This is a genomic window from Arthrobacter sp. ISL-30 (genome assembly GCF_018613855.1).
Taxonomy (GTDB): domain Bacteria; phylum Actinomycetota; class Actinomycetes; order Actinomycetales; family Micrococcaceae; genus Arthrobacter.
This window is the reverse complement of sequence record NZ_JAGGPK010000028.1, coordinates 1-26,112: the sequence shown is the minus strand read 5'-3', so window position 1 is coordinate 26,112 and position 26,112 is coordinate 1. Positions and strand designations below refer to the sequence as shown.

Genomic DNA, 26,112 nt, shown 5'->3' with positions numbered 1-26,112 from the left:
ACCAAAGCTGTTCAACTACCTTGGCTCGGGTTCGTCCTGGGAACGTCGTCCCGAAGCCGCGGTTCCTTCCTTGGCTTGGAGCCGCCCTCGTCGGGCTCCGCCTCGGCCGGTGGAAGCACAGCCACCGTATCCCCGGAAATATTGACGCTGACGAAGGTTGCCGCACTCGCTCCCTGATAGCTGAGGCGCCCTAAATAGGATCCCGGCTGGAGATCGCTCCATGAGAAAGAGATCTTGCCCTTTTTACCGTTTGGCAAGGCGATGGGGTTGGGGGTCACTGTCGCGTTGCCCTGATTGGCACCGAGGACAGCTGCATCGACTCGTGCCTTGGTGGGCCGGTTGTCGGGGCTGGCATACAGGTTGACGTAGATTCTGTACGTGCCGGCTGCGGGCTTTTCGATAGTTACTGCCTCACTCGCGGCCCCCGTGGCCGATACAAGTTGGGCGCCCGTCGGCGTCAGTACCACCATGTCGAAATCGGCCGTTTCGTCTGTGGAAATCACGGAGAACCTGGCTAGCGGCGTGTCCGCGGGAACCTCGGCGGACTTACTGAAATTGGAAGCGTCAGCCGTGGCGGAAAAGGGCCCGGGTACCAATTCGATTTCGGAGGAATCCGCCTTCGAAAGCCCGTCAACAGTAACGCTTGTCGGAGCTGACGAGCCGGAAACAATTGGAATCTCCCCCGAACCGGACCCATCCCGTGAGGAGAAGGCCACGTTCGTCGGCGCCACCAGGGATTGCGGACGGACAGCGATGGGCGAGGTGACCGCCTGGCCGGCGCCTTCCCAGGTCAGGGATCCCATGGTGAACTTGCCAAGCTCAGCGCCTTGGTTCTCAAAGGTCACTTTGAAATTGCGCTTGTCACCGGCAGCGTTGAAATTGAGGACCGACGGCGATACGGAGACTTGGATTCCGGGAACACTGGCCTTGACGCGGTACATTCCTGGGGTCAAAGCCGTTACCGTGCGGGTCACTTCGGCCTTGCCCGTCAGGTTTCCGAGTGAGAAGGACGGCACGTTCATGTTCCGTGGCAGCGTGCTCCCCAGGCCCTCCATTCCGAGATCCACCCCAGTGCCTTGGATGAACTTGAGGTAGTCCTCAATCCCGGCGTCGTAGATCAGGCCCGGATCCAGGACCCGGCTCGGGTCCATCTGTCCCGCGCCGGTGGCCAGGACGTTGGTGTCCTTGTTGCCGTCTGCGAGCATGACGTCGGAGGCGGTGGTCATCATTGCCGATTTAAGAGCGGCTGGAGACCATTGCGGATTGCGGCCAAGGATCAGCGCCGCAAGGCCCGCAACATGTGGCGATGCCATTGAGGTACCGGACATGAAGCCGAATTGGTCCCCACCCGTGGCCAGCGGCGAAACACCGGCCAATACTGCGACACCTGGTGCGGCGACGTCAGGTTTGAGGAGATCCGAATCCGTGGCGAGCAGCGGTCCGCGTGAGGAGAATCCGGCAATCTGCGGCTGCGCCTCCAGAGGAAGGCCCGTAATGTCGGAATCCAGCAACGAGACAGTGATGCCGGGATTCGCAGCCACCTTGTCCTTGATTGCCTGCGTGTCTGGAGGATTGACGTGGACGGTGGGCACGGCATGCTTGTCAGCGTCCAGCGACGACTGGGTGAGGTTGACCAGGATCATGCCAACACCGCCACCCCGGGCCACTTCCGCGCTCTTGGCCACCCTATCCACTACGCCCCGGTCGCAAACCACCACTTTCCCGGCAATCCTGGCCGGATCAAGGCTTCCCGGTGCGCATAGTGCCGCGTTTCCGGCCCCCGAAGCGGCGTTGACGGACAAGACTACTCCTGCCCCTGCAACTTCACTCTTCATGATGCTGGCTCCGCGGAACTTGCTGCCATCCGAAAATTCCACAGTCCCTTGGAGCTCCTGGGAGAAACTGCTGGCAGCCACAGTGGCCAGCCAGGGAGCACCGTGGTTAACCGTGCTGGCCGCCGGGCCTGAGTTCCCGGCGGACGTGGCCACGAAGATGCCGGTGGAAACGGCAGAAAGAAAGGCCAGCGAGACGGGGTCGACGGTAGTAGTAGTGGACCCGGAGATGGAATAGTTCAGGACGTCGACGCCGTCGAGGTACGCCTGCTCAATAGCTTCCACTGCAGCCGAGGAGTAGCATCCGCCGCTGTTGGGGTCATTGTCTTCCCAGCAGATCTTGTAGACGGCGATCTTTGCCGCCGGCGCCACGCCGCTGGTCAGACCGAAGCTGCGTCCGTCCACGAAAGCCTCAATGTTGGCATTACCCGCCGCGGTGCTGGCCGTATGCGTGCCGTGACTGTCGACGTCGACCGGGGAAATGACTTCGAGCGGGGACCGGTTCTCCTCCGGAACAACCTCCATGAAGGCATCCGCGAAGTAGCGGGCACCGAGGATCTTGGAGTTACAGGCAGTGCCATCAAAGCCCTCGCCCGCCTGGCATTGCCCGGTGAACGTCTCGCCGTCCGCCTTCAACATCGCGATCCGGCCGTTATCCGTACGGTAGGGGACGCCCACTTGGGGTTCCCCGGTGAGGGGCTGGGCAGGTTCCCCGGTGAAGAACGGACTGGAAGGTGTGTAGCCGGTGTCGATTACGCCAACTACCGTCCCCTTGCCGGCATTCTCCTGACCGCCGAACGCGGTGTTCCAGGACCCGTTCGGTCCGCTGAGCTTAAGGAAGTCGGTGCTGGGATAGTCGGGAGCGAGCTCTGTATCCGGAGCCACAAGCAGCACTGCCGGGTCCTTGGCCAACTCCACGGCCTGCTCTGGGGACAGGGCTGCACTGAAACCGTTAAGCGCAGCCGTATAAGTGCGCTTGATCTGGATGTTCTGCTTCCTGGACAGTTCCTGCTGGTTGTGCTGGAGGTGCGCCCTGTATTGCTGGACCTCAGGTTCTGCGGAATTGAGCTTCCTGCCCGGTGCCGGTTTGGTCGCCGGGAAACCGGGCCTCCCGCCGTCGTACGTGGCGGCCGGCTTTTCAGCCAGGACCACGATGTAGCGTCCGTCCGGATAGTTCCTGGGGTCGATGCTCTTCCGAGCCGGCACGTTGGAAAGGCTTGCGGGGGTCGCGTGGACTGTATATGCAGGGCTTGCGGGGGTCGCGGGGACTGCGTGTGCAGGGGCGAGGGCAAGGGAAGTCAGAAGCAGCGGAATTCCTGCTGCCAAAGCTGCAGCCTTCCGAAGCGCCATTCGTGGAATGAAGCATCGTCCATGTGATTTCACAGGTGATCGACCTCTCATCAGCGCAATCCGGGCACGCTGTCCGGAGAACCGGGACCGCAGCCGCGACAGGTCATGCCAGGCCGGCGGAGATCCAGTGTGGATTTATACAGTACCGAGCGGAGGATCAATATGACATATTTCATAAGTTTGTTTTCGAAGTTGTCATATCTAAAAACAAAGTTGGCACTAAAGGGAATTGAAACCGCATTTTAGGAAGCAGCCACCTCATGGATAACAGCTGTGCTCTTTTGACTGTGCTCTGAGCCCCGCCTTCAGCCGTGCCGATGCCTTATGGCGTCACTGATCCTGGCGCGAATGGATTCATCGAGATGTACGGAGATGCGGTTTTCCTTCGCCGCTCGATCCGCCTTGATTTTCTGCACCACCATCCGCCCCAGCCCGGCAAAAACGGCGGCAACTACCACAGGCAGCACAACGGATTTTCCCTTCTCGGCCATGCCGTAATCCTAGTGATGCAGGACGCGCGGGACCACAGTGTTTTCGCGACGCACCCACCGGCTTGCTTCCCCCTGAGGGGGCGAATGCGGTATGGGGCGCACGGGCCGGTAGAATGGGGGATGCAAGCTCGCGGAGCGCCCCCTCATTCTGTTTGAACACTGTTCCTCAACACTGTTTGGATGCAGTGAACGGCGTGAGACGGCACCTCCGCGGCAGCCTTCAACCAAGGTTTAACCAACGCTCACGCACAGGAGTTGCCGGATGCCCCGGATCGTCGTCGACGTCATGCCCAAGCCCGAGATTCTGGACCCGCAGGGGAAGGCCATCGTGGGCGCGCTGCCCCGCCTGGGCTTCAACGGATTCAGCGCTGTCCGCCAGGGCAAGCGCTTCGAACTGACGGTCGACGGGGAGGTGACCGACGCCATCCTGGCACAGGCACGCGAAGCCGCAGAGACCCTGCTCTCCAACCCCGTGATCGAAGATGTCGTCAACGTCGAGGTCGTCGAGGCCTGACATGACTGACCTTCCCCTGATCGGCGAGGCCGCGGCTGTCGCTGCGCACGCTTCTGGTGCTCGCGGGCTCGCTGGCGCCCGCATCGGCGTCGTCACCTTCCCCGGCACCTTGGACGACCGCGACGCCGCCCGCGCAGTCCGGCTGGCAGGCGGCACCCCCGTCCCGCTCTGGCACGCCGACACCCAACTCGGCGACGTCGACGCCGTCGTCATCCCGGGAGGCTTCTCCTACGGTGACTACCTGCGTGCCGGGGCTATTGCCCGCTTTGCGCCGCTCATGTCCAAAATCATCGATGCCGCAAACTCCGACGCGAAGCTTCCCGTGTTGGGTATCTGCAATGGCTTCCAGATCCTGACTGAGTCACACCTGCTGCCCGGCTCGATGATCAAGAACGACCACCTGAAGTTCATCTGCCGCGATCAGGTGCTGCGTGTGGAGAACAACTCGACGGACTGGACCGGCGATTACGACGCCGGCCAGGAAATCACCATCCCCCTGAAGAACCAGGACGGCCAGTACATTGCCGACGAGAAGACCCTGGATGCCCTCGAGGCAGAGGGTCGCGTGGTATTCCGCTATGTCGGCTTTAACCCGAACGGTTCGCGCCGCGACATCGCCGGCATCTCCAACTCCGCGGGCAACGTGGTGGGCCTCATGCCGCACCCGGAACATGCAGTAGAGGTGGGCTTCGGACCTGGATCTGGGTTGTCCGGCTCCGCCGGAAACGGCGGCACCGACACCGACGGCCTGGGCTTCTTCACCTCCGTCCTCAACAAGCTCGTGGGAGGCGCCAAGTGAGCATCGAAACCACCAAGAAGTTCAACATCGACACCGTCGAGAACGCGGCCAAGACGCCGGACACCGAACTCCCCTGGGCCGAACTGGGCCTGAAGCGGAATGAGTTCGATGAGATTGTGAAGGTTTTGGGCCGCCGCCCCACAGGGGCCGAGCTCGCCATGTACTCCGTGATGTGGAGCGAGCACTGCTCCTACAAGTCCTCCAAGAACCACCTGCGCCAGTTCGGCGAGAAGGTGACGGACGAGATGAAGAAGGACATGCTCGTTGGCATCGGCGAGAACGCCGGCGTGACCAACCTGGGTGACGGCTGGGCCGTGACCTTCAAGATCGAGTCACACAACTCGCCGTCGTTCGTGGAGCCGTACCAGGGTGCTGCCACCGGCATCGGCGGCATTGTCCGTGACATCATCTCCATGGGCGCCCGTCCCGTGGCCGTCATGGATCCGCTGCGCTTCGGTGCCATCGACCACCCGGACACCGCCCGCGTTATGCACGGCGCCGTGGCTGGCATCGGCGGCTACGGCAACTGCCTGGGCCTGCCCAACATCGGCGGCGAAATGGTCTTCGACTCTGTGTACCAGGGCAATCCGCTGGTAAACGCGCTGGCCGTCGGCGTGATGCGCCACGAAGACATCCGCCTGGCCAATGCGTCCGGAAAGGGCAACAAGGTAGTGCTGTTCGGCGCCCGCACCGGCGGCGACGGCATCGGCGGCGCTTCGGTTTTGGCCTCGGAGTCCTTCGACGACACCAAGCCCTCCAAGCGCCCCGCCGTTCAGGTAGGCGACCCCTTCGCTGAGAAGGTCCTGATCGAATGCTGCCTCGAGCTGTTCAAGGGATCGCTGGTTGAGGGCATCCAGGACCTCGGCGCCGCCGGTATCTCCTGCGCCACCTCGGAGCTCGCCTCCAATGGTGACGGCGGCATGGAAGTTGAACTCACTTCCGTCCTGCTGCGGGACCCCACCCTGACCCCGGGCGAGATCCTGATGTCCGAGTCACAGGAACGCATGATGGCCGTGGTCACGCCCGAGAACATTGCCGCCTTCGAAGCCGTGATGGACAAGTGGGCTGTGGAGTACTCGTGGCTGGGCGAGGTGACTGATACCGGCCGCCTGATCATCACCTGGGAAGGCGAGGTCATCGTCGACGTCGACCCGCGCACCGTGGCCCACGACGGTCCGGTCTACGACCGCCCATATGCCCGCCCGGAATGGCAGGATGCCGTGCAGGCCGATGTCTTCACCGGTTCCGTGCAGGACGCAGGCCGTCCTTCCACACCGGCGGAAATGTCCGCTGCTGTCACCGAACTCGTTGCCTCGCCCAACATGTGCGACAAGTCCTGGATCACCAACCAATACGACCGCTACGTTGGCGGAAACACCTCCATGGCGTTCCCCGACGACGCCGGAGTGGTCCGCGTGGACGAGGAAACAGGCTTGGGCGTGGCCCTGGCCACCGACGCCAACGGCCGCTACACCTACCTCGATCCCTACCATGGCGCACAGCTCGCGCTGGCGGAGGCCTACCGCAACGTGGCCACCTCCGGCGCCGTGCCGATGGCCGTCAGCGACTGCCTGAACTTCGGCTCACCCGAGGATCCGGACGTGATGTGGCAGTTGGCCGAGGCTATCCGAGGCCTTTCCGACGCCTGCATGGTCCTGGGCATCCCGGTCACCGGCGGCAACGTATCGCTCTACAACCAGACCGGTACCACTCCCATCCACCCATCCCCTGTGGTCGCCGTGCTGGGCAAGCTCGACGACGTCGCCCGCCGCACGCCGTCGGGCTGGCGTGAGGACGGCCAGGCCATTTACCTGCTCGGCACGACGGCAGCAGAACTGGACGGTTCGGAATGGTCCAACTTGCGTGGACACCTTGGTGGGTTGCCGCCGAAGGTTGACCTCGCCGCCGAACGCGCGCTGGGCGAGATCCTTATAAATGCCTCCCGTGACGGCATGATCGACGCCGCGCACGACCTCTCCGAAGGCGGACTTGCGGCAGCCCTCGTGGAGTCCTCGCTGCGCTACGGCGTGGGTGCCCGGATCGCGCTGGAGGAACTGCAGGAGCGCGACGGCGTGGACTTGTTCACGGCGCTGTTCTCCGAGTCGCAGGGCAGGGCCATCGTGGCCGTCCCGCGCTCTGAGGAAGTTCGCTTCAAGGACATGTGCACGGCCCGCGGCTTTGCTCACCTCCGGATCGGCGTCGTGGACGCTGCCGGCGGCAAGCTGGAAATCAACGGTGTGGACGCCCTGTCCCTGGACGAGCTCCGCGAAGCGCACGAGGCCACCCTTCCGAAGTACTTCGGCTAGCCTCCACTCCTTAAAGCAACGCGGGGTCACTTCCGGCCCATAAATCCCCTTGGGATGGGCCGGAAGTGACCCCGCGTTACTTTAATCTTCGCTGTGAATCTCTCGTTGCCGGGCGCTTAGCAGTTCGATTTCCGGCCGTCCCGCCACGAAATGTTCGACGGCGGCAAGCACCTCGACCAGATGTCCCCGGTCTGCGGCCACGAGCCCCGCACCAAGCTGGGTCCTGCGATATTGATCGTGGTTGCCCACCTCCGCCACCGATACCTCGAAGCGACGCTTCAATTCGGCGAGCAGGGGCCGCACAACAGACCGTTTTTCCTTGAGGCTGTGCACGTCGCCCAACAGGATGTCGAACTCGATCCATCCGATCCACATGCGTCCATGGTAGCGAGGTCCCGCCGTCTGGATGCCCCTCCCCTCCGGTATCGGATGGTGGCAAGATGGGAACATTCCGGCGCATCCGAGGGAGGATTCGTGGCCAAGAAGCGGCATCACCCAAATCACGGGAGTGCCGCACGCGCAGCTGACCGCGTCGAAGGCGCCGTTGAGGACGCCGTCGAGGATGCCGCTGATTCCAAAGTGCTCCACACCGCGGCACGCGCCGGGTACGTCGCTACCGGCCTCATCCATTTCTTTATCGGCCTCATCGCGCTGAGGATTGCGGGAGGCAGCGCCGGTGTGGCCGACCAGTCTGGAGCCGTCGCGCAATTGGCCGCCACCCCTGGCGGCAGCCTGCTCCTCTGGATCTGCTTCGTGGCCTGCGCCGCCCTTGCCGCCTTCATGGCCAGCCAGGTCTTTTTCGGTTGGAAGGGCTCCCATGGCGCCCGGAAACTGAAGAAGAAGCTCAAGGCCGCGGGGCAGTCGCTGCTCTTTGGGGCCGCTGCCGGAACGTTCTACAGCTTCGCCAATGGCCAGCCCACCAACAGCCGCGAAAAGTCGCAGACCTTCAGCGCGGACATGATGGCCAGCACTCCCGGAACCTTCCTCCTCTATGCGCTGGGAGCAGGACTGCTGGCTGCGGGCTGCGTATATGGCTTTCTTGGGGTGACCCGTCGGTACGAGAAGGCCCTCCGAGGAAAACCGGCAGGAAACGCCGGAAGGGCCTTCACCGCTATGGGAGTTTTCGGCTACTGCGCCAAGGGACTGGCCCTCCTCGCAGTCGGGCTGCTGGTCATCGTGGCCACGGCCAGGCATGACCCGTCCCAGTCAGGCGGGCTGGATGCCGCCCTGAAGGCCTTCCTGGAACAGCCGTTCGGCGTCTGGGTGCTGATGGGTGTAGGCGTCGGTCTCATGGGATATGGAGTCTTCTCGGTGTTCCGCTCCCGCTACCAGCGCCTCTAAAGAGTCCACGCCTCTAACAAGCCCAGCGCCTTTAAGGAGTTCGACGGCGGTGCCCCGCCAAGGGGGCGACCGCCGTCGTGCTCTCTGCTGGTTAGCCGCACGGGCTACCGGAGGTTCCCTGCTACTTGGAGGTTCCCTGCGAAACCGACCCTTGCAGCTGGCGCTGGAAGATGATGTAGATGATGAGGACCGGCACCACAGTCACCGTGACCGCGGCGAACAGGGCGCCAAAGTCCACCGCGTAACCCATCTGGCCCGCGAATGCCGCCAGCCCCTGGGAAAGGACCCGGGGACCCGCCGCGTTGATGGAGACCGGAATGAGGAACTGGTTCCACAGGCCGAGGAAGTTGAAGATCGCAACGGAGGCGAGTCCCGGCTTGGCCATGGGAAGCATGACCTGGAAGAAGGTTCGCCACTCCCCCGCCCCGTCCAGAGCTGCTGCCTCCGTTATTTCATGTGGGAGCGACTTGAAGAAGGAGAAGAGGAAAAACACGGTGAACGGGAGGGCGAAGCCAACGTACGTGACAATCAGGCCCGGCAAGGTGTTCAGCAGCCCCATGTTCCGCAGGATGAAGAACAGGGGAACCATGGCGAGGAAGATCGGGAACGTCAGCCCTGCCAGCATGAGGTAGTAGATGGCCTTGGCCCCCGGGAAGGTGTAGCGGGCAAGGACATAGGCACACATTGATCCCAGCACCATCACAATGATGAGGGCGGCCCCCACCACAATGACCGAGTTCAGGAAGTAGCTTCCGATCCCGGCCTCCGTCCAGGCCCTGGCGTAGTTGTCGAACCGCCACTGCGCCGGAAGGGCGAACGGCGAAGAGAAGATCTCGCTGGAGGTCTTGAACGACGACATCACTGTCCAGAGCAGTGGAAGGATGACGATTGCGGACCAGAGCATCAGCACCCCGTGGGAAACCGATCCGACGATCTTGTCGTTGGTACTCGTGGCCGGCTTGCGCGGGTTGAAGTGCAGGGAAACGCGTTCCTGCGTGGCTAGTTTGGTAGTCATCAGAGGGACACGTCCTTATCGCCGCCGGTAAGCCTGTTCATCAGGAACACGAGGCCAGAGAAGATCAGGGTGGTCACGGCCAGCACGACGCCCATGGCACTTGCCAGCCCGAACTGCCCCTTGTTGAAGGCGGTGAAGAACAGTTGCTGCGCCATCACCAGTGTGGAGTTGTCAGGGCCGCCGCCGGAATTCAGGGCGGCCATATAGACGAAGGCATCGAGCGCCAGGATGCCCATGTAGACGTAGGCGGTTTGGATGTTGTCCCGGATTAGAGGAATGGTGATGGAGACGGCTGTGCGGAACCTTCCGGCGCCGTCGATCCGGGCGGCTTCGAAGAGTTCGGCAGGGATGCCCTTGATGCCGGCGACGAAAAGCACCATATAGAAGCCCACGAAGCCCCAGACGATCACGAACATCGTGGCGATCATGGCAGTGTTCTTGTCTCCGAGCCATGGGTATGACTCGAAATTTTCCAGTCCAATAGCGGTGAGGATGCCGTTGAGGAGCCCGTTGCTGGGATCGTAGATCTGCCCCCACATGATGCCGATGGCAATGGCGGGAATGGTGTACGGGAAGAAGGACACCACCCGATAGAAGCTGGAGTTGCGCAGGCCCTTGATCTGTCCTCGACTGCTGCCGCCCACGGTGACGAACGTGGCGAGGATCAGGCTGAGGACGATCGTGATGATGGGCAGGAAGATCACGAGGATAATGTTGTTGCTCATGGCCTTCATGAAGATGTCATCCGTGAAAATGCGCCGGTAGTTGTCCAGGCCCGTGAAGTTCATGGTGGGGGAGAAGCCGCTCCAGTCCGTCATGGAGTAATAGAAGGCCTGCGCAAAGGGCGAGATCACGAAGAGCAGGTAAATCGCGAGGGGCAGTCCGAGGAAAACGGCCATGAAGCTCACCTTGTCGAACGTGAGTTTCTTGCGCCGCTTCCGGATGACGACGGCGGCAGGCTCGCTGTCGCCGTCGGGAAGATGCGTTGGCGTCGCTTGCGTGGACTGCCGTGGAACCACTGCCGTCACTTCACTTCAATCTTCTTGACCGAGCTGTCATTGCGGACTTTGTCGGTGATTTTCTGCAGCTCGGCGGTGAGCCCCGCCGTATCGAGTTTTCCGTCAAGGAAGGAATTCCAGACCACAAGCTGGTCTTTGTTCGTACCGTACAGGTCCACGAAGTTCCATGTGAAGATATCCGTGCCGGCGTCTTCCAGCATCTTGTTCTGGGATACCAGGGCGGTGGAACCGAACCCGTCATCCGGGACGGTTCCCTTGACGATCGTGGGCGCAAGCTTGGTCTTTGCGAAGTTGGTGGCGGATTCCTTGGAGAGCATGACGCGCAGCATCTCCTTGCCGCCCGCGGGGTTCTTGGCCTGGGACGGAACGATGAAAGGTTCACCGGCCGCACTGTGCATTGCTGTGTAGGGCATCTTGGAAGAGCCGGAGACGGTGGGCACGGGAGCGCCCGTCATCTTGAAGTCGGCCTTGGTCTGATCCTTCATTTCGTTCTCGATCCAGGAGCCCGAAGGGTAAAGCACCGCTTCCTGGCCATTGCTCCACTGAGCCTGGGCCGCCGTGAAAGCCGTTCCCGATCCGCCGGGCTTGATGTAGCCGGCTTTGACGATTTGTTCCATGGCCTGGAAGACACTCTGCAGGGCGGGATGGGACCAGCAGCCCTCCTTGAGGTTTTCAAGCTGCAGCCGGACGTCGTCGCCGCCTTCCTTGATGGCCGAGGCTATGGCGAGCTCCTGATAGTACGTGGCTGCTTCCTTGCCCCAGCAGAAGAGGTATTTCCCTTTGGTCTTTGCCTGCTCTCCCAGGGCCAGCGCTTCGTCCCAGGTCTTGGGTGCGGTCCAGCCGTTCTCCTGGAACAGGGAGTCCGAGTACCAGACGGCGAACACCGTGAGGACGTAGTTAAGCGCTGCAAGTTTCCCCTCGAAGGTGCCAGGGGCCAGCACACCCGGATACAGGGTGTCCTTAATGACGGTTCCTTCGAGGTTCTTGGCGTCCACGACGCTGTTGAGGTCCTCGAGTTGGGCAAGGATGGTGCTGAAGCCGATGGCCTTGGCACCCGAGTTGTCGATCAGGTCAGGAGGGTTGCCGCCGACGAAGCGGGGCTGGAGTTCCTGGGCGATGTCCGTCGAAGGTGCGATCTTTGCGGTTGAACCTGGGTGGACTTTCTCGAATTCCTTGGCGGCGAATTCGACGTAGTCGATGCCATAACCGCCCTTGAAGATCACAGCGTCCACGGTTGACTGGTCAGCCATGCCAAAGGGATTCGTTTCCGATACCGCGCCGGTGGGGCCTGCAGGTCCGCCGCCCCCTCCCGCACAGGATGCGAGCGATCCGCCCATTGGTATCAGAACGGCTGCAGCCAGTGCGCCGCGAAGGAAGCCGCGACGGGCAACGGACTGGTGCTGAATGCTCATTTCTAAACCCTCCAGTGACTCGTATGGCCGAACCCGGCCGGAGACCCGGAATGGGTTCGACGGGCGCGCTTGCTTGACGCCCTTCGTGTGACATACTTCACCAAGGATGCTCGAAAATCAATATTTCACGGCAGTTTTAATCAACTTTTGTCATTCTGGAAACATACAAGGCGCCCTTGGAAGCGGTTTTCCAGGTTCAGGCTCGGGCCTTAGTTACCGGAAACAAGGGCATCGGCACATTCGGCAATAGCCTGCCGGGCAGCCTCCTGCTGCTGCGGGGTTCCCGCCTTTTCCGCCCATTGTTCGGCCAACTGGAACTCAATCATGGCTTCGGTTCGGCGCCCTGCCTCATACAAGGCCCGGCCCAGGTTGATGTGGAGCGGGGCCATCCAGCGTCTGGTCCGTTGGTCGGTCGCAGTGGAGGCATACTCCAGTGCGCTGCGAGTCCATGATTCCCGATGTGCGCCGTCCGCAAGAGCCAGCATGTGCAGGGCGTCGACGGCAAGGAATTCCTCACCGAGGTGGTCGGCAAGTTCGGCCGCCTGTTCAAACAGCGGGACAGCCATGGCCGGGTGGCCGCCGGAGTTCAACAAACGCCCTCGCTCAAGGAGGATGCGCACGGCCACGGTGGGTTCCTCGTCGGCGTCGATCGCGTCCAACAGGGCGTCGGCCTCCTCGTAGCGGCCCTGCAACCCGATGGCCCGCCCAAGCTGCGTTGCGAGCTCGGCCCGCTCGTCGGCGTCGTACTTCCCGTCAGCGATAGCATCCCTAAACCGGGCCTCGGAGCCGGCAGGGTCCTCGAAGTTCCAAAGCCGATCCAGGGCGTCTTGGTCCAGCATCTCTACTTTTCCTCCTTGGCGAGCCGTGCCCAGCCCAGTTGTTGCTGTTGCTTGCGGGTCAGCGAGGCCACCACCAGGTCATAGGAGTCCTCCACCATGTCGCGCACCATCGAGTCGGGAAGCGAGCCGTCCAGCCGTACACCGTTCCAATGCGTCTTGTTCAAGTGCCAGGCACCGGTGATCTCCGGATGTGCGGCGCGCAACTGAACGGCGAGCGCGGGCTCGCACTTCAGGCTCACGGAAAAATCGTCCGGGTCCATGGCTGAGAGGGCAAACATCTTGGCCTCGTTGCGCGCCCCGCCGGCCACGGCGGCGCGGACCTTGAACACGGACGTGTCGGGGCCGAACGGGAAATCTTCGAAGGCGCCTGGAAAGTCGAGGCAGATTTTGCGGAGGATGTCCACGTCCATGACACGAGCGTACAGCCATGCACTGGCAGACACTCCCGGCAGTATTCCTAGCAAGCCCTCAGTCCCGGGGGCTAGCCTGAGCCCAACGTATACCAGTGAAACGGGTTCCCGATGAGCGAAGGGACAGGCATGGCCAGGATCGAGGACTACGCGATTGTCGGGGACTTGCATACGGCCGCTCTCGTAGCCCGCTCGGGCTCAATCGATTGGCTGTGCCTGCCCCGTTTTGACTCCCCTGCCTGTTTCGCCGCCCTTCTGGACTCGCCAGCGGCGGGCCGCTGGCTCCTGCACCCGGCCGGAGCGGAAGACTGCACGCGACGGCGATACCTGCCCGGGACGCTGATCCTGGAAACGGTATGGGACACCCGCGAGGGCAGCGTCAGGGTCCTGGATTTCATGCCTGTACGCGATGATGCCGTGGATGTCGTCCGTATTGTGGAAGGGATCAGCGGATCAGTAGCCATGCAGGGTGAGCTGGCGCTGCGCTTCGACTACGGCCGGATCGTTCCCTGGGTCAAACGCAGCGGGAAGGGACTCAGCGCGATAGCAGGACCCGACGCCGCCTACCTCACCACGCCGGCTCCCTTGGAAGGGCGGAATCTGCGCACGTACAGCGAGTTCACAGTACATGCGGGAGAGCAGATTCCCTTCGTCCTGCGCTGGGCGCCAAGCCACCTTCCCCCGCCCCGGATCATCGATCCCGTGACCGCATTGCGAAGGACCGAGGCCTTCTGGAAGCAATGGATCAGCAGGTCACGAATGGAGGGCGTCTACAAGGACGCGGTGGAGCGGTCCCTCATCACGCTCAAGTCGCTGACCTACGAACCCACTGGCGGAATTATTGCTGCGGCAACAACATCGCTGCCCGAACAACCCGGCGGTCCCCGCAACTGGGACTACCGCTACTGCTGGCTGCGGGACGCCACCCTGACCCTGCAGTCCTTGCTGGCGGCGGGGTACACCGAAGAGGCTTCCGCCTGGCGCCAGTGGCTTCTGCGGGCCGTTGCCGGCGACCCCTCCGACCTGCAGATTATGTATGGATTGGACGGGACACGCCGGCTGCCCGAATACCAGTTGAACTGGCTGTCAGGATTCGAAGGTTCCCGACCGGTGCGGACGGGTAACGCGGCCGTGGCTCAGCTCCAGCTGGACGTCTGGGGCGAGGTCCTGGACGGGCTTTCCCTGACTCGGGCTGCCGCCCCCGCCGCGGTTGACGAGTCGTGGGACATCCAGGTGGCCCTGATGGAATACCTCGAGGGCGCTTGGGACAGCCCGGACAACGGATTGTGGGAGGTGCGCGGGGAACGCCGCCATTTTACGCATTCAAAAGTCATGGCCTGGGTGGCAGCGGATCGCATGGTCAAGGGTGTGCGCAGCTCGGGCCTCCCGGGTCCTGACAAACGCTGGGCAGCGTTACGGAGCACCATCCATGCAGACGTCATGAGCCGGGGCTTCGATGAAGGACGCAACACTTTTGTCCAGAGCTATGGCGGCACGGCGCTGGACGCAAGCCTGCTCCTGATCCCCAGGGTAGGGTTCCTTTCCCACAAACATCCACGGGTGGTGGGCACGGTCAGGGCAATCCAGAGGGAGCTCACTGAGGACGGTTTTGTTATGCGCTACCGGCCGGAGGAAACGGAGGACGGCCTGCCCGGAGGCGAGGGTGTTTTCCTGGCCTGCTCCTTCTGGCTGGCCGACGCCCTGTTGGGAATCGGCCGTGAACGTGAAGCCGTGGAGCTCTTCGAACGCCTGCTGGCGCTACGGAACGACGTGGGCCTGCTCAGCGAGGAATGGGATCCCCGTACTGGACGGCAGTTGGGCAACACGCCCCAGGCCTTCAGCCATTTCCCGCTGGTCCACTGTGCCCTGCAGCTTCACCACCACCAAGCCCACTACAGCGATACGCCGATTCCCAGTCCGGCACACGCCGGCGGCTAAGGCCGGTCGTCCTCGCCCGCCTCGTCGTCCAGATGCTCGGCTTCCTTCAGGTGCTTGAAGAGCTTCTCCTCTGCTTCGCGCCGTCGTCGACCTACCGCGTTCATCTGCTGGGTTATGGGATTTCCCGCCTCTTCAGGGAAGCCAGCGGCGTCCGCGTGGGCAAGTCCGCTGGTCCCGGCATCCTTCGGATCACGCTTGTTGCGATCGTTCATGGCTGCCTCCTCTTGCTGGTCTTCTTGTAGAGGGTTTTCTTGCTAGAGCCCGAAACGCCAGCCTTCGCGTGCGGGGCACGAATCCTGAATGACATCGAGTCCGGCCGCCTTGGCGCGTTCCACCGCGGCGTCGTCGTACACACCTAATTGCAGCCAGACGGCTTTGGCCCCGACTTCAATGGCCTGGTCGATTACAGCGCCGACCTTTTGCGAGTTGATGAAACAGTCGACGACGTCGATGGGATGCTTTTCGGGCGGAATGTCAGCCAGGCTCTTAAAGCCCTTCTCGCCGTGTACGTCCTCGCCGCGAAGATTGACTGGAATGATTTCCATGCCCATGCGATCACGCACATACAGCGCGACGTCGTAGGCCGAGCGCCATTCATTGGTGCTGAGGCCTACGATGGCCCACGTTCCTTTTGTTCGCATGAGGCGCTCAAGGACTGCCGGATCATTGACGTGCTTCATGTCTCAAGACTACGCCTCACTGCTATGACGGCAGTTCGCCGAAGATCCGACTAACCAGCGGGCACGTCCCGTACGCGTGACCCTTACCGTTTACTCGCCGGTTTTCCCGGGAGTTTCCGTGGGCAGTCCGGGAACTGACGGCTTCGCCGGAGACGGCAGGACCGGAAGGGTCTTCCCGTCCACGATGGGGGCTTCGCCTATCTTGGGAGGCTCAACCGGCTGCAGCGGGTGCCTTGGGCCCGTACCGGTTGGGGGACTGACAGTTGCCTCGCCGCCCGCGGGAGCCGATGGACCGGCAGGAGCGGGAACGGTCGCGGAATTGTCCTGCGTCCGATTCGTTGGGAGGTCGGTGGGTGACGGAGCCGAACTCTCCGTTGCGGGGCTCTCCTGAGGAATCGTGCCGGACGGCTGGAACAGAACGCCGACGGTGTGTCCCACAGTCTCCCGGAAGTCTTCATTCGCGGCAGCGACAGCTCCGGCCCCGAGCCCCATGGCCCCGATGACCGTGGCGCTAATTACTGCGGTACGATGACGCTTCTTCCACCGCCTACTGCCAAGGCTGGGCACCTGCGGGGACAGCAGTGCCGCCAATTCGGGTCCGGGCTCGGGCGCCTCAGCCGTTGTGAGGGCGTGCAGTTCCTGGAGCGATTCATGCAGTGAGTCACTGTTCTCGAGGCCTGACTCGAGCAGCATCTCCTCGATGCGCAAATCCTGCTCAAAGTGATGGGAATTGTGCTTGCCTGTCATGATGCTGTGTAGTCCTTCTCGGTGACGAGTTCCCGGAGCGCCACAAGGGCACGGCGCTGAAGCTGTTTGACGGCACCTGTCGATTTATCCATGATGCCTGCCACCTGTTCGATCGACAGATCGGCAACGATCCGGAGAACAAGTACCTCCCGCTGCTCGTCATTAAGCAGTTGGAGAAGTTCTGTGATGCCTCCGCCAAGCGAGTCAATGAGATGCTCTTCTGCGGAAGCGGAGCGCCGGCCGTCGTCGAGGGGATCGTATTCGCCCAGAATTGGGGTCCTGGCTTCACGCCGCCGATAGTCGACCAGCCGGGCGTGGGCCACGGAAAAGATGAAGGTCCGGAGGCCTTTTTCGCCCCCGCTGACGCCGCACAGTTTGGGAAGCACATCCACGAAGACATCCTGGGTGAGGGCCTCCGGGTCGTCCGCTCCCCTGGCCCTGAAATAGCCGAGAACGGCCGGAGAAAGCGCCCTGTAGACAGCACTAAAACCCGAGGGGTCGCCGGCCAGGGCGGCCGACAAATCCTCGTCGGTCAGCAGTGCTGCCAAGTGGCTGTCCTTCCGTGGCTGCTACGGGCGTACGGCGGACAAGTCTATCCGCCGCACGCCCATACTCGAATTTCGAGAAAGGAGAGCCTACTTGCGAACTTCGGCGTTGGCAGAGGCATCGGCCTCGGCACCGCCTTCGACTGCAGGGCTGGCCGGGACAGCAGGAACGGCAACTGCATCGGTGGCCGGTACGGCCGGCACGGCGGGAACAGCAGGCGTAACGGCGGCGTGGGCGGCTCCGTTAGCCGCACCTTCAACGGCTACGCCGGCTTCAACGGAGTCCTTGCTAGCGGCAGCGCCTGCCTTGGCGGCAGCGTCGTCCGAAGCAGCTTCGGCGGCGGCCTCGACGGAGGGGGCCGCGGGTACGGCGGGAACGGCCGGGGTGGCGGGCAGGTCGTCGGTGGACGGTACGGCGGGAGTGGCCGGGGTGGCGGTGTCTACGGAAACCTGCTCGGTTCCAGACAGCTGCGCGGCGTTGGCCAGGCCGATTCCGGAGACGCCGCCGATAGCCAGGATGGCTGCGCCGATAAGGGTCTTGGTGGAGGTGCTAAGGCTCTTCATGCGAAAAAAACATCCTTTAGGTAGAACGAAGGCCGGGCTGGAGTCTGATGGGGGACAGTCCCAGCCCGGCGCTTACATTCAAGTAATCGACGGCGGGGACGGAAAGGTTACGCGGATTCCAAAAGTTTTTTCAAGCGTTCCTGCACCCCTCCAAAATCCTGCAGTTCCTGCGGCATCTCCCTCGTGCAAGCCGCCTGATCTGCTGGATGAAGCGGTGCGAGCGGTTATATCCGCAGACGAGGAAGTCACCGGCCACCACGAGGTCGTCCAAGTCCAGCACTGACGCGAGGTCAAGCCACGTCCTGGCCGGCGACGTAACGGCGAGTCCATCAATCTCCATCACCTCGTCAGGCTCCAACACGCGACTATGCCCAATCACATGCCTTCGCCGGGGACCTGTTCGGGACGTGGTCGAGGTCAGATGGAGGAGCTTGTCCATCCCAGCCGGCAAGGGTGTGCCGATGAGCAAACCGGCTGTTGCATCACTCACAACGCAATCAGGGTTCAGTTCCAGGTATGGACGGACCCTGGCGGAAAGCGGCTGTTGCAGCCTTGAAGGCACGCGGATTCCCCGGCTGGGCGTGCGGAGGTCCTTGGCTCTCAGCCGGCTCAGCGACTGCCCTTTCTTCAATCCGGCAGCGAGGGAAAACGAACCTACGGAGAGGGGTCTTCGCTCCTGAAGTCGCGTGACCTGCAGGAGCAAGACCTACAAACGACGACGGCTTACAAACACGACGGCGGGCCGCCCCTGTTTGGGGTGGCCCGCCGACATTTTGCCCTGGCTGTGCTTAGTCTTCGATGAGGTCGTGAACCACGATGGTCTGGTCGCGGTCCGGACCGACGCCGATGGCGGAGAAGCGCGTGCCGGAGAGCTTCTCAAGGGCCAGCACGTAATCCCGTGCATTGTCCGGGAGGTCTTCCAGCGCCCGCGCGCCAGTGATGTCCTCGGTCCAGCCCTCGAAGTACTCGAAGATCGGCACTGCATGGTGGAACTCGGTCTGGGTCATGGGCATCTCGTCGTGGCGGACGCCGTCGACGTCGTAAGCCACGCACACAGGGATCTGCTCGATGCCCGTGAGGACGTCCAGCTTGGTGACGAAGTAGTCCGTGAAGCCGTTGACGCGGGATGCGTGGCGGGCCAGGACGGCGTCGTACCATCCGCAGCGGCGGGGCCGGCCGGTGTTTACGCCGAACTCGCCTCCGGTCTTCTGCAGGTAAACGCCCATCTCGTCGAAGAGCTCCGTGGGGAACGGACCGGCACCGACACGTGTGGTGTAGGCCTTGATGATGCCGATGGACCGCGAAATGCGGGTGGGGCCGATGCCCGAACCCACGGATGCGCCTCCCGCCGTCGGGTTGGATGACGTGACGAACGGGTAGGTGCCGTGGTCCACATCCAGGAAGGTCGCCTGGCCGCCTTCCATGAGAACAACCTTGCCCTCGTCGAGGGCGTTGTTCAGCACCAGTGTGCTGTCGATGACCAGCGGGCGCAGCCGGTCCGCGAAGGACAGGAAGTACTGCACGATCTCTTCCACCACAACGCTGCGGCGGTTGTAGACCTTGACCAGAAGTTCATTCTTCTGCCGGAGGGAGCCCTCAACCTTCTGGCGCAGGATCGATTCGTCAAAGACGTCCTGGACGCGGACGCCGAGGCGCGCCACCTTGTCCATGTAGGCCGGGCCGATGCCGCGGCCGGTGGTACCAATGGCGCGGCTTCCCAGGAAGCGCTCGGTGACCTTGTCCAGTACCTGGTGGTAGGGCGCCACAAGATGCGCATTGGCGGAGACACGAAGGCGGGAGGTGTCCGCGCCGCGGCCCTCAAGCCCTTCGATCTCCTGGAAGAGGGCTTCGAGGTTGACCACGCAGCCGTTGCCGATAATCGGAATGGCGTTGGGGCTCAGGATGCCGGCCGGAAGGAGCTTGAGCTCATACTTCTCGCCGCCGACGACGACGGTGTGCCCGGCGTTGTTGCCGCCATTGGGCTTGACCACGTAGTCCACGCGGCCGCCGAGCAGGTCGGTAGCTTTGCCTTTGCCTTCATCGCCCCACTGGGCTCCGACGATCACGATTGCGGGCATGGGATCCTCCCCCATTCTTTCGGACCTGCCTTGGCGGGATTACCAGGGCTCGGTGCCGTACATGAGAATGCCCCGAACTGCACCGCTGCGGCCTCACTGGCGTTCACGCACAGCTCAGTACACACAGCGCAATGCAAGAGTTCCGGGGCTCTTACCAGCCAAGTTTATCCGATCCGCCCCGCAACCACCTTGTAAGGCATTGCCACTGTGTCAATACCCGTGGTTGCACATTGGTGCTGGGCGGCGGACCCCGCCGTCGAGGGCCGCCGCCGTCCGGTAAGCTTGACCAGCCCCCAAACAGCACCTTTCCCAGACCGCGGCCTGCCCGCCTCCGGAACCGTGCGCCCCGCAGCAATTCCGTAGGAGACGCAATACTCAATGCAAGAACTGGCGACTGAATCATTCCATGAGCAGCTTTGGAACCGCCGCTTCGACCCCAACATTTCCGAGGTCAACGAACTCTGCGACTCCCTGAAGGAACTCAAGCCGGGCAACGAGGTCCTCTACGTCGACCCCCTACACAGTATTGACGACTGCCGCATTATCAGCCTGTTCTCCAACGCGCGAACGGCGTCCAAGACCGGATTCATCACTCCGGGAGATGCTGACGCCACAACCCGCATGCTCGGCATGCAGTGGCAGCTGGGCCTTCGTCCGGAGTACTTCATTCCCTGGAACGTTTACCCGTGGGTTGAGCCCGGTGAGGAACAGCCCAAACTCACGCCCGCGCATGTGACGGACGGCCTCAAGCCGCTCCTGCGGCTCCTCGCCCTTGTGCCCAGGACCTCAGCCCTGGTGGCCCACGGCAGCGAGGCCCACCGCCTCGCAGACCAGCTCATGAAGGCCGCACCGCAGAGCATCCACCGCCGCGGTTTCAAAACTTTCAAGGTCCGCTCCCTCGGCGGCCGCTCCTTTGCCGGCTCCCCCGCCAGGCAGCAGGAATACCTGGACGGCATCCACGCCGCCTACGCGGAAGCGATGGCACGCACCGGTCTGCAGCGCGCCGGACGCTGACCGAGCCCAGATGTGAACAACGACGGCGCCCGTCACCTTGCGAGGTGACGGGCGCCGTCGTACTTCAGTGCGAGGTCCTAGCCTTCGATCGCTGCCTTGGCCGTCGGGTCGGAGTCGTTCAAGAACTTCTCGATCCGCTCGGGCTCCTCGGCTTCGCCGATGGCCGCGGAAGCCCGTCCCAGTGCGTAAAGGGCACGCAAGAATCCACGGTTGGGCTCATGCTCCCAGGGGATGGGACCCGCGCCGCGCCAGCCGTTGCGGCGCAGCGAGTCCAGGCCGCGGTGGTAGCCCACTCGCGCAAAGGCATAGGACTCAATAGTGCGGCCCTCGCCCCAGGCTTCGTCCGCGAGGACGGCCCAGAGCAGGGACGACGTCGGGTGCTTGGCCACGAGGTCGATCGGTTCCTGGCCGGACTCCAACTGCTCATAGACCTCGGTCTCGGCAGGCAGGAGGGTCGGCTCAGGACCCATCAGGTTCTTCCGGAACTCGTCGGACATGCTAGAAGGTCTTGCCGACCGAGCCAAGCTGCTGGGCTGCCTCGACGATACGGGCGGCCATGCCGGCTTCGGCTGAGGCGCCCCAAACGCGGGGGTCGTAGGTCTTCTTGTTGCCCATCTCGCCGTCGACCTTCAGGACGCCGTCGTAGTTGGTGAACATGTGGCCGGCGACCGGGCGGGTGAACGCGTACTGGGTATCTGTGTCGATGTTCATCTTGATGACGCCATAGGAGACGGCGTCAGCGATTTCCTGCTCGCTGGAGCCGGAGCCGCCGTGGAACACGAGGTCGAACGGAGAATCCTTGCCGATCTTGGCGCCGACCTCGGTCTGGATCTGCTTGAGCAGTTCCGGGCGAAGCTTGACGTTGCCCGGCTTGTAGACGCCATGGACGTTGCCGAACGTCAGGGCCGTCATGTAGCGGCCGTTTTCGCCGGAGCCCAGGGCTTCGATGGTGGCCAGGGCGTCGTCGGTAGTGGTGTAGAGCTTCTCGTTGATCTCGTTCTCGACGCCATCTTCCTCGCCGCCGACGGTGCCGATCTCAACTTCGAGGATGATCTTGGCGGCAGCCGCACGCTCGAGGAGTTCGCGGCCGATGCGCAGGTTCTCGTTCAGGTTCTCGTGCGAGCCGTCCCACATATGCGAGTTGAAGATCGGGTCCTTGCCGGCCTTGACGGCTTCCTCGGAAGCTGCCAGCAGCGGCAGGACGAAACCGTCCAGCTTGTCCTTTGGGCAGTGGTCCGTGTGCAGGGCGATGTTGACGTTGTAGTTCTTGGCAACCTCGCGGGCGAACGCGGCGAAGCCAAGGGAACCGGCAACCATGTCCTTCACCGAAGCGCCGGACCAGTAGGCCGCGCCACCGGTGGAAACCTGGATGATGCCGTCAGATTCTGCCTCTGCGAAGCCACGGATCGCGGCGTTGAGGGTCTGGGAGGACGTGACGTTCACTGCCGGAAAAGCGAAGCCGCCCGACTTTGCGCGGTCGATCATCTCGGAGTAAATCTCTGGGGTTGCAATGGGCATGCTGACTCCTCTGCTGAGTTTTCGTCTGTGGGTTTGTGACCCTGAGTAGACCTCTACGGCTAGGAACCATCCTAATCATTGATCGTTGACGGCAGTGTTTCGGGTCACCCATCGGTAACACAGGAGCAATGCCGCGTGGAGGGCCCTCAGTGCTAGTGGGGCAACTGCCCGAAGACGTGCCTGCGGATCCACGCGTGCATCGCGATGGCCGCCGCCGAGGCCGCGTTCATGGACCGCGTGGAGCCGAACTGCTCAATCGACAACGTGGCGACGGCGGCGTCGTGCACCTCGGGGGTCAACCCAGGGCCTTCCTGCCCAAACACGAGGACGCAGTTGCGGGGCAGTTCGTAGGTTTCAAGGGGCACAGAATCCGGGAAGATATCGATGCCGATGATGGCCAGCCCCTCCCCCTGCGCCCAGCTCACGAAATCCTCCACGGTGGGGTGATGGCGGACGTGCTGGTAGCGGTCGGTGACCATGGCCCCTCGGCGGTTCCATCGGCGTCGTCCAATGATGTGGACTTCCTTGGCCAGGAAGGCGTTGGCGGTTCGCACCACGGTTCCGATATTGAGGTCGTGCTGCCAGTTCTCGATGGCAATGTGGAAATCGTGCCGCTTGGAGTCGAGGTCGGCCACGATAGCCTCATGCTTCCAATACCGGTACTTGTCCACCACATTGCGGCGGTCGCCGTCGGCCAGCAGGTCAGGATCCAGATGCTCGCCTTCCGGCCACTCGCCTTCCCAGGGCCCGACGCCGATCTCCGGCTGGGATGCCGCCGTCTCGGATGCGTCGGGAGTTTCGGCAGGCTGGGGCTGGTCGGTCACCCCTCAACATTAGCCGGGCAGCGTAACAGCAGTGACCGCCCGTGTACCTGCCCGGGAAAGATGAAAGACTGGGAGCCGGAAGCAGCACCTTACCGCGGAGGCACAGCATGGCAGAGTCAGACCAGGTACGCACATCGGCAGCGGTCTACCGCAATGGCCAGGAAATCGAATGCTGGTTGACAGACATGGACGGCGTCCTGGTCCACGAAAACCAGCCGGTCCCCGGCGCGGCCGAGCTCATCCAGCGCTGGGTGGACACCTCCCGCCGCTTCCTGGTGCTGACCAACAACTCGATCTTCACGCCCCGCGACCTCGCCGCACGCCTCCGCGCCTCAGGCCTGGAAATTCCCGAGGAGAACATCTGGACCTCCGCGCTCGCCACGGCACAGTTCCTTAAGGACCAGGTGCAGGGCTCGGATTCCGGTAATCGCGCCTACACCATTGGCGAGGCGGGACTGACGACCGCGCTGCACGAGGCTGGCTTCATCCTCACCGACCAGAACCCCGATTTCGTGGTACTTGGCGAAACCCGCACGTACTCCTTCGAAGCCATCACTACGGCAATTCGCCTGATCCTAGCCGGCGCACGCTTCATCGCGACGAACCCTGACGCCACGGGCCCGTCAAAGGATGGGCCAATGCCTGCCACGGGCGCGATCGCTGCGCTCATTAGCAAGGCCACGGGGCGGGACCCTTACATCGTGGGCAAGCCGAACCCCATGATGTTCCGATCCGCGATGAACCAGATCGACGCCCATTCCGAAACCACCGCCATGATTGGGGACCGGATGGACACCGACATCATCGCCGGTATGGAGGCCGGGCTGCACACGGTCCTCGTCCTCAGCGGCATCACCCAACGGGATGACATCGCGGCCTACCCGTTCCGTCCCAACCAGGTGCTGGACTCGGTGGCGGACTTGAAGAGCCAGATCTAGGGGAACGCCGTGGCGGTGCTGAACCTCCGGCCAATCGTCGGAGGCCGAATCCTCAGAGGCAGCCAGCCGTTCGGCATGGATGCGGCAGAGACTTCGGCCTTCCTGGAACAACAGGGCATCCGGGCGGTGGTGGACCTGCGGACGGAGTACGAGCGCGCTATCGTGCCGTGGCCCGGGTTGAATGGGGCGCCATTGTCCGGGACAGAGTCCAAGGAGTTGGGGTCGTCCAAGGGGGTGGAGTTCCTTGACAACCCTCTCGAGCCGCGCACGGGCATCGAAAGCCTCGGAACGATTGTGACGGCTGAGGAACTCGGGGGACTGTACCTGGGCTGGGTGCGGGAGCGTCCGGAATGGGTGGCCGAATCACTCCGTCCCGTGGCTCAGGGAAAGCGCACCCTGATCCATTGCTCCCTGGGCAAGGACCGGACGGGCGTTATTGCCGCCGTGGCATTGCTCGCCTCAGGGGCTGACCACCGGACCGTCGTGGACGATTACACGGCAACGACGCCGGAACTCCCCCAGATGCTAAGCCTCATGGCCGCTGCATGGCGGCTGGCCGTTCCGGCCATGCCTGAACAGGCGTTCAGCCCCGAGCTGATGATTCTGCAGTCGCCGGAAGCTGCCATGAACACCTTCCTCGCCGGCTTCGCCGCGGAGTTCGGTGATGCCGCAGGCTACTTGCGAGACGCCGGGTTGAGCGGCGTCGAACTTGATGCGTTGCGGGCCGCGTAGGCCTGACGAGGCTAGTACACCAACGCCCGGCCTCCGCCAACGGGCAGGGGAAAAAGCTCGTTCTGCAGCGCCTCCACAATGGGCCGATAGACGAAGGGGTTCCACTGCGGGCTGGCATGGGCGGGCAGTGCGCCCTCTGTGGTGTGCTCCGTGGAGGCCATATTCTGCGGAAAGGTCCGTGTCCATTTGTCCCTGGCCGTCTGGTAGTTGACCGTTTCGTCGCGCGGGTTGCCGATGAAGGCCATCCGGGTAGGGCCGAGCTGTTCCACGAAGCGCTTTGCATCGTAATGGTAGATGTAGGCCGATTCCGACTGGATCAGCTCGCTGGACGGCGCAATCGGGGATAGCTGCTCAAGGGTCTGGTCAACGATCTGCTGCCATGACCGCTCGTTCTTGTGGACCACCCGCTCCCCCAGCTCATACCCCCCGCGCAGCACTGTGGGGACGCGGAACCCGCGTTCGTAGAGGAACACCACGCCTTCGAACCAGCTCTGGTCCAGGACATCAGACCGGTTGAACGGTGTGGAGTCCAACAGGACCAGGTCAACGTGGACGCCGTGAAGCTCACGCAAGCGCGCTGCCACCTGCGTGGCCACCATGCCACCGAAACTGTGGCCGTAGAAGTACAGCCGCTCCAGCTGATGCGCACGGATGTGAAGGACGACGGCGGCCGTCACCTGGTCGATGTGAAGTTCCAGGTTGGAGTATCCGACGGCGGCCAACTGGCCGCGCTGCCGAAGGGCACCGCGCAGGGAGTTCAGGATCCACTGAGCCTCCTCCCAACTCGTCTTGTAGCCGGGAAAAAGAATCCAGCTCGCATGGGGATGGTAGGCCTCTGCGAAATCATCGCCGACTGCCAGGATCTGCGTGGAACGACGCTGCGACTGCACTCTGCGGGTGATCAACATGTCCGCCGCGAGCGCAGTGGAGGCACCGGCGCCGATCAGGAATGTGCGGCGTGAAAAGCTTCTGAGCTCGGAAACGGACCGCAGGAGCCGGGCGTCGAATCCCGGCTGCTGCGGCTGCAGCGGCCCTTGTCCCGCTGTGGTCTCATGCCCCCCTGCGTCATGGTCCACACAGCAAGCTTAGTTTTTTGCGGGACGGGTTGCGATTCCGCCCCCGTTACCCCAACTAGCTCGCAGTTGTGGTCGCTAAAAGCGGGCGGAGTCAAGTAGTCGGGGCAACGCTGGGGTTTAGGCTGCCAGC

Annotated in this window: 26 protein-coding genes and 1 pseudogene; 8 read left to right on the top strand and 19 right to left on the bottom strand. The window is 62.9% G+C overall.

The features are described 5' to 3' along the window. Positions 1–11 precede the first annotated feature (11 nt). Together J7E82_RS11575 and J7E82_RS11570 are read right to left on the bottom strand one after the other, a co-directional pair. The gene (locus J7E82_RS11575) at positions 12–3,182 is read right to left on the bottom strand and encodes a S8 family peptidase (RefSeq protein ID WP_214862757.1); all 3,171 of its coding nucleotides are present in this window, start codon (positions 3,180–3,182) and stop codon (positions 12–14) included. A gap of 305 nt (positions 3,183–3,487) precedes the next feature. Next, the gene (locus J7E82_RS11570) at positions 3,488–3,673 is read right to left on the bottom strand and encodes a hypothetical protein (protein WP_214862756.1); all 186 of its coding nucleotides are present in this window, start codon (positions 3,671–3,673) and stop codon (positions 3,488–3,490) included. Between the two features lie 262 nt (positions 3,674–3,935). Between J7E82_RS11570 and purS the strand changes: the two genes are divergently transcribed. From purS to purL, 3 genes are read left to right on the top strand one after another with little or no spacing between them, the layout of a single operon-like run. Continuing rightward, entirely contained in the window at positions 3,936–4,187 is a 252-nt protein-coding gene (gene purS / locus J7E82_RS11565; protein WP_214862755.1) for a phosphoribosylformylglycinamidine synthase subunit PurS, read from the top strand. Position 4,188: 1 nt separating this feature from the next. Next, positions 4,189–4,986, top strand: a complete 798-nt coding sequence (gene purQ, locus J7E82_RS11560; RefSeq protein WP_214862754.1) for a phosphoribosylformylglycinamidine synthase subunit PurQ — start codon at positions 4,189–4,191, stop codon at positions 4,984–4,986. Next, a complete protein-coding gene (gene purL, locus J7E82_RS11555; protein ID WP_214862753.1) occupies positions 4,983–7,292 on the top strand; it encodes a phosphoribosylformylglycinamidine synthase subunit PurL in 2,310 nt (769 codons plus the stop codon). Before purQ ends, purL begins: the two co-directional genes overlap by 4 nt. A gap of 81 nt (positions 7,293–7,373) precedes the next feature. On the opposite strand, the gene J7E82_RS11550 is transcribed toward purL, so the two are convergent. Beyond that, on the bottom strand, positions 7,374–7,667 hold the full coding sequence (locus tag J7E82_RS11550) for a DUF503 domain-containing protein (protein ID WP_214862752.1): 294 nt from the start codon (positions 7,665–7,667) through the stop codon (positions 7,374–7,376). Between the two features lie 99 nt (positions 7,668–7,766). On the opposite strand from J7E82_RS11550, the gene J7E82_RS11545 reads away from it, so the two are divergent. After that, positions 7,767–8,633 carry a DUF1206 domain-containing protein gene (locus tag J7E82_RS11545; RefSeq protein ID WP_308113776.1) on the top strand — a complete coding sequence of 289 codons (867 nt, stop codon included), beginning with the start codon at positions 7,767–7,769 and terminating at the stop codon, positions 8,631–8,633. Positions 8,634–8,754: 121 nt separating this feature from the next. Here the strand turns inward: J7E82_RS11545 and J7E82_RS11540 are convergent, their stop codons facing one another. The 5 genes from J7E82_RS11540 to J7E82_RS11520 all read right to left on the bottom strand — a co-directional run bounded on the left by J7E82_RS11540 (position 8,755) and on the right by J7E82_RS11520 (position 13,328). Further along, complete coding sequence (locus tag J7E82_RS11540) at positions 8,755–9,648, bottom strand: carbohydrate ABC transporter permease (RefSeq protein WP_214862751.1); 894 nt, start codon at positions 9,646–9,648, stop codon at positions 8,755–8,757. Continuing rightward, entirely contained in the window at positions 9,648–10,547 is a 900-nt protein-coding gene (locus J7E82_RS11535; RefSeq protein WP_214862799.1) for a carbohydrate ABC transporter permease, read from the bottom strand. The genes J7E82_RS11540 and J7E82_RS11535 overlap by 1 nt, the downstream gene beginning before the upstream one ends. A 125-nt stretch (positions 10,548–10,672) precedes the next feature. Further along, positions 10,673–12,079, bottom strand: coding sequence for an N-acetylglucosamine/diacetylchitobiose ABC transporter substrate-binding protein (ngcE, locus tag J7E82_RS11530; RefSeq protein ID WP_214862750.1), 1,407 nt, complete (start codon positions 12,077–12,079; stop codon positions 10,673–10,675). A 209-nt stretch (positions 12,080–12,288) separates the two neighbouring features. After that, a complete protein-coding gene (locus J7E82_RS11525; protein WP_214862749.1) occupies positions 12,289–12,918 on the bottom strand; it encodes a hypothetical protein in 630 nt (209 codons plus the stop codon). A gap of 2 nt (positions 12,919–12,920) precedes the next feature. After that, the gene (locus J7E82_RS11520) at positions 12,921–13,328 is read right to left on the bottom strand and encodes an MmcQ/YjbR family DNA-binding protein (RefSeq protein ID WP_214862748.1); all 408 of its coding nucleotides are present in this window, start codon (positions 13,326–13,328) and stop codon (positions 12,921–12,923) included. 129 nt (positions 13,329–13,457) lie between these two features. On the opposite strand from J7E82_RS11520, the gene J7E82_RS11515 reads away from it, so the two are divergent. Further along, positions 13,458–15,266: a glycoside hydrolase family 15 protein gene (locus tag J7E82_RS11515; protein WP_214862798.1), complete on the top strand. Its 1,809-nt coding sequence runs from the start codon at positions 13,458–13,460 to the stop codon at positions 15,264–15,266. Here J7E82_RS11515 and J7E82_RS11510 read toward each other — a convergent pair. The 7 genes from J7E82_RS11510 to J7E82_RS11480 form a co-directional block, all read right to left on the bottom strand. Continuing rightward, entirely contained in the window at positions 15,263–15,478 is a 216-nt protein-coding gene (locus J7E82_RS11510) for a hypothetical protein (protein WP_214862747.1), read from the bottom strand. The genes J7E82_RS11515 and J7E82_RS11510 overlap by 4 nt on opposite strands. Positions 15,479–15,520: 42 nt before the next feature. After that, positions 15,521–15,946, bottom strand: coding sequence for a CoA-binding protein (locus J7E82_RS11505; RefSeq protein WP_214862746.1), 426 nt, complete (start codon positions 15,944–15,946; stop codon positions 15,521–15,523). Between the two features lie 90 nt (positions 15,947–16,036). Then, complete coding sequence (locus J7E82_RS11500) at positions 16,037–16,693, bottom strand: hypothetical protein (protein ID WP_214862745.1); 657 nt, start codon at positions 16,691–16,693, stop codon at positions 16,037–16,039. Beyond that, entirely contained in the window at positions 16,690–17,241 is a 552-nt protein-coding gene (locus J7E82_RS11495; protein WP_214862744.1) for an RNA polymerase sigma factor, read from the bottom strand. The genes J7E82_RS11500 and J7E82_RS11495 overlap by 4 nt, the downstream gene beginning before the upstream one ends. A gap of 87 nt (positions 17,242–17,328) precedes the next feature. After that, positions 17,329–17,802, bottom strand: coding sequence for a hypothetical protein (locus J7E82_RS11490; RefSeq protein WP_214862743.1), 474 nt, complete (start codon positions 17,800–17,802; stop codon positions 17,329–17,331). Between the two features lie 130 nt (positions 17,803–17,932). Continuing rightward, entirely contained in the window at positions 17,933–18,145 is a 213-nt protein-coding gene (locus J7E82_RS11485; RefSeq protein ID WP_214862742.1) for a hypothetical protein, read from the bottom strand. A 445-nt stretch (positions 18,146–18,590) separates the two neighbouring features. Beyond that, positions 18,591–19,880 carry an adenylosuccinate synthase gene (locus tag J7E82_RS11480; RefSeq protein ID WP_214862741.1) on the bottom strand — a complete coding sequence of 430 codons (1,290 nt, stop codon included), beginning with the start codon at positions 19,878–19,880 and terminating at the stop codon, positions 18,591–18,593. 378 nt (positions 19,881–20,258) lie between these two features. Here J7E82_RS11480 and J7E82_RS11475 point away from each other — a divergent pair, with 378 nt between their 5' ends. Then, a complete protein-coding gene (locus J7E82_RS11475; RefSeq protein WP_214862740.1) occupies positions 20,259–20,894 on the top strand; it encodes a uracil-DNA glycosylase in 636 nt (211 codons plus the stop codon). A 77-nt stretch (positions 20,895–20,971) separates the two neighbouring features. On the opposite strand, the gene J7E82_RS11470 is transcribed toward J7E82_RS11475, so the two are convergent. From J7E82_RS11470 to J7E82_RS11460, 3 genes and pseudogenes are all read right to left on the bottom strand, one after another. Next, positions 20,972–21,391: a DUF3151 domain-containing protein gene (locus J7E82_RS11470; RefSeq protein ID WP_214862739.1), complete on the bottom strand. Its 420-nt coding sequence runs from the start codon at positions 21,389–21,391 to the stop codon at positions 20,972–20,974. A gap of 1 nt (position 21,392) precedes the next feature. Then, a pseudogene (gene fbaA / locus J7E82_RS11465) lies at positions 21,393–22,415 on the bottom strand (class II fructose-bisphosphate aldolase); the annotation flags it as partial. A gap of 149 nt (positions 22,416–22,564) precedes the next feature. Further along, the gene (locus J7E82_RS11460) at positions 22,565–23,236 is read right to left on the bottom strand and encodes a TrmH family RNA methyltransferase (protein ID WP_214862737.1); all 672 of its coding nucleotides are present in this window, start codon (positions 23,234–23,236) and stop codon (positions 22,565–22,567) included. Positions 23,237–23,343: 107 nt separating this feature from the next. Between J7E82_RS11460 and J7E82_RS11455 the strand changes: the two genes are divergently transcribed. Continuing rightward, positions 23,344–24,174: an HAD-IIA family hydrolase gene (locus J7E82_RS11455; protein WP_214862736.1), complete on the top strand. Its 831-nt coding sequence runs from the start codon at positions 23,344–23,346 to the stop codon at positions 24,172–24,174. Between the two features lie 9 nt (positions 24,175–24,183). Further along, on the top strand, positions 24,184–24,906 hold the full coding sequence (locus J7E82_RS11450) for a tyrosine-protein phosphatase (protein WP_214862735.1): 723 nt from the start codon (positions 24,184–24,186) through the stop codon (positions 24,904–24,906). Positions 24,907–24,917: 11 nt separating this feature from the next. On the opposite strand, the gene J7E82_RS11445 is transcribed toward J7E82_RS11450, so the two are convergent. Beyond that, positions 24,918–25,982: an alpha/beta fold hydrolase gene (locus J7E82_RS11445; protein WP_214862734.1), complete on the bottom strand. Its 1,065-nt coding sequence runs from the start codon at positions 25,980–25,982 to the stop codon at positions 24,918–24,920. Between the last annotated feature and the right edge of the window lie 130 nt (positions 25,983–26,112).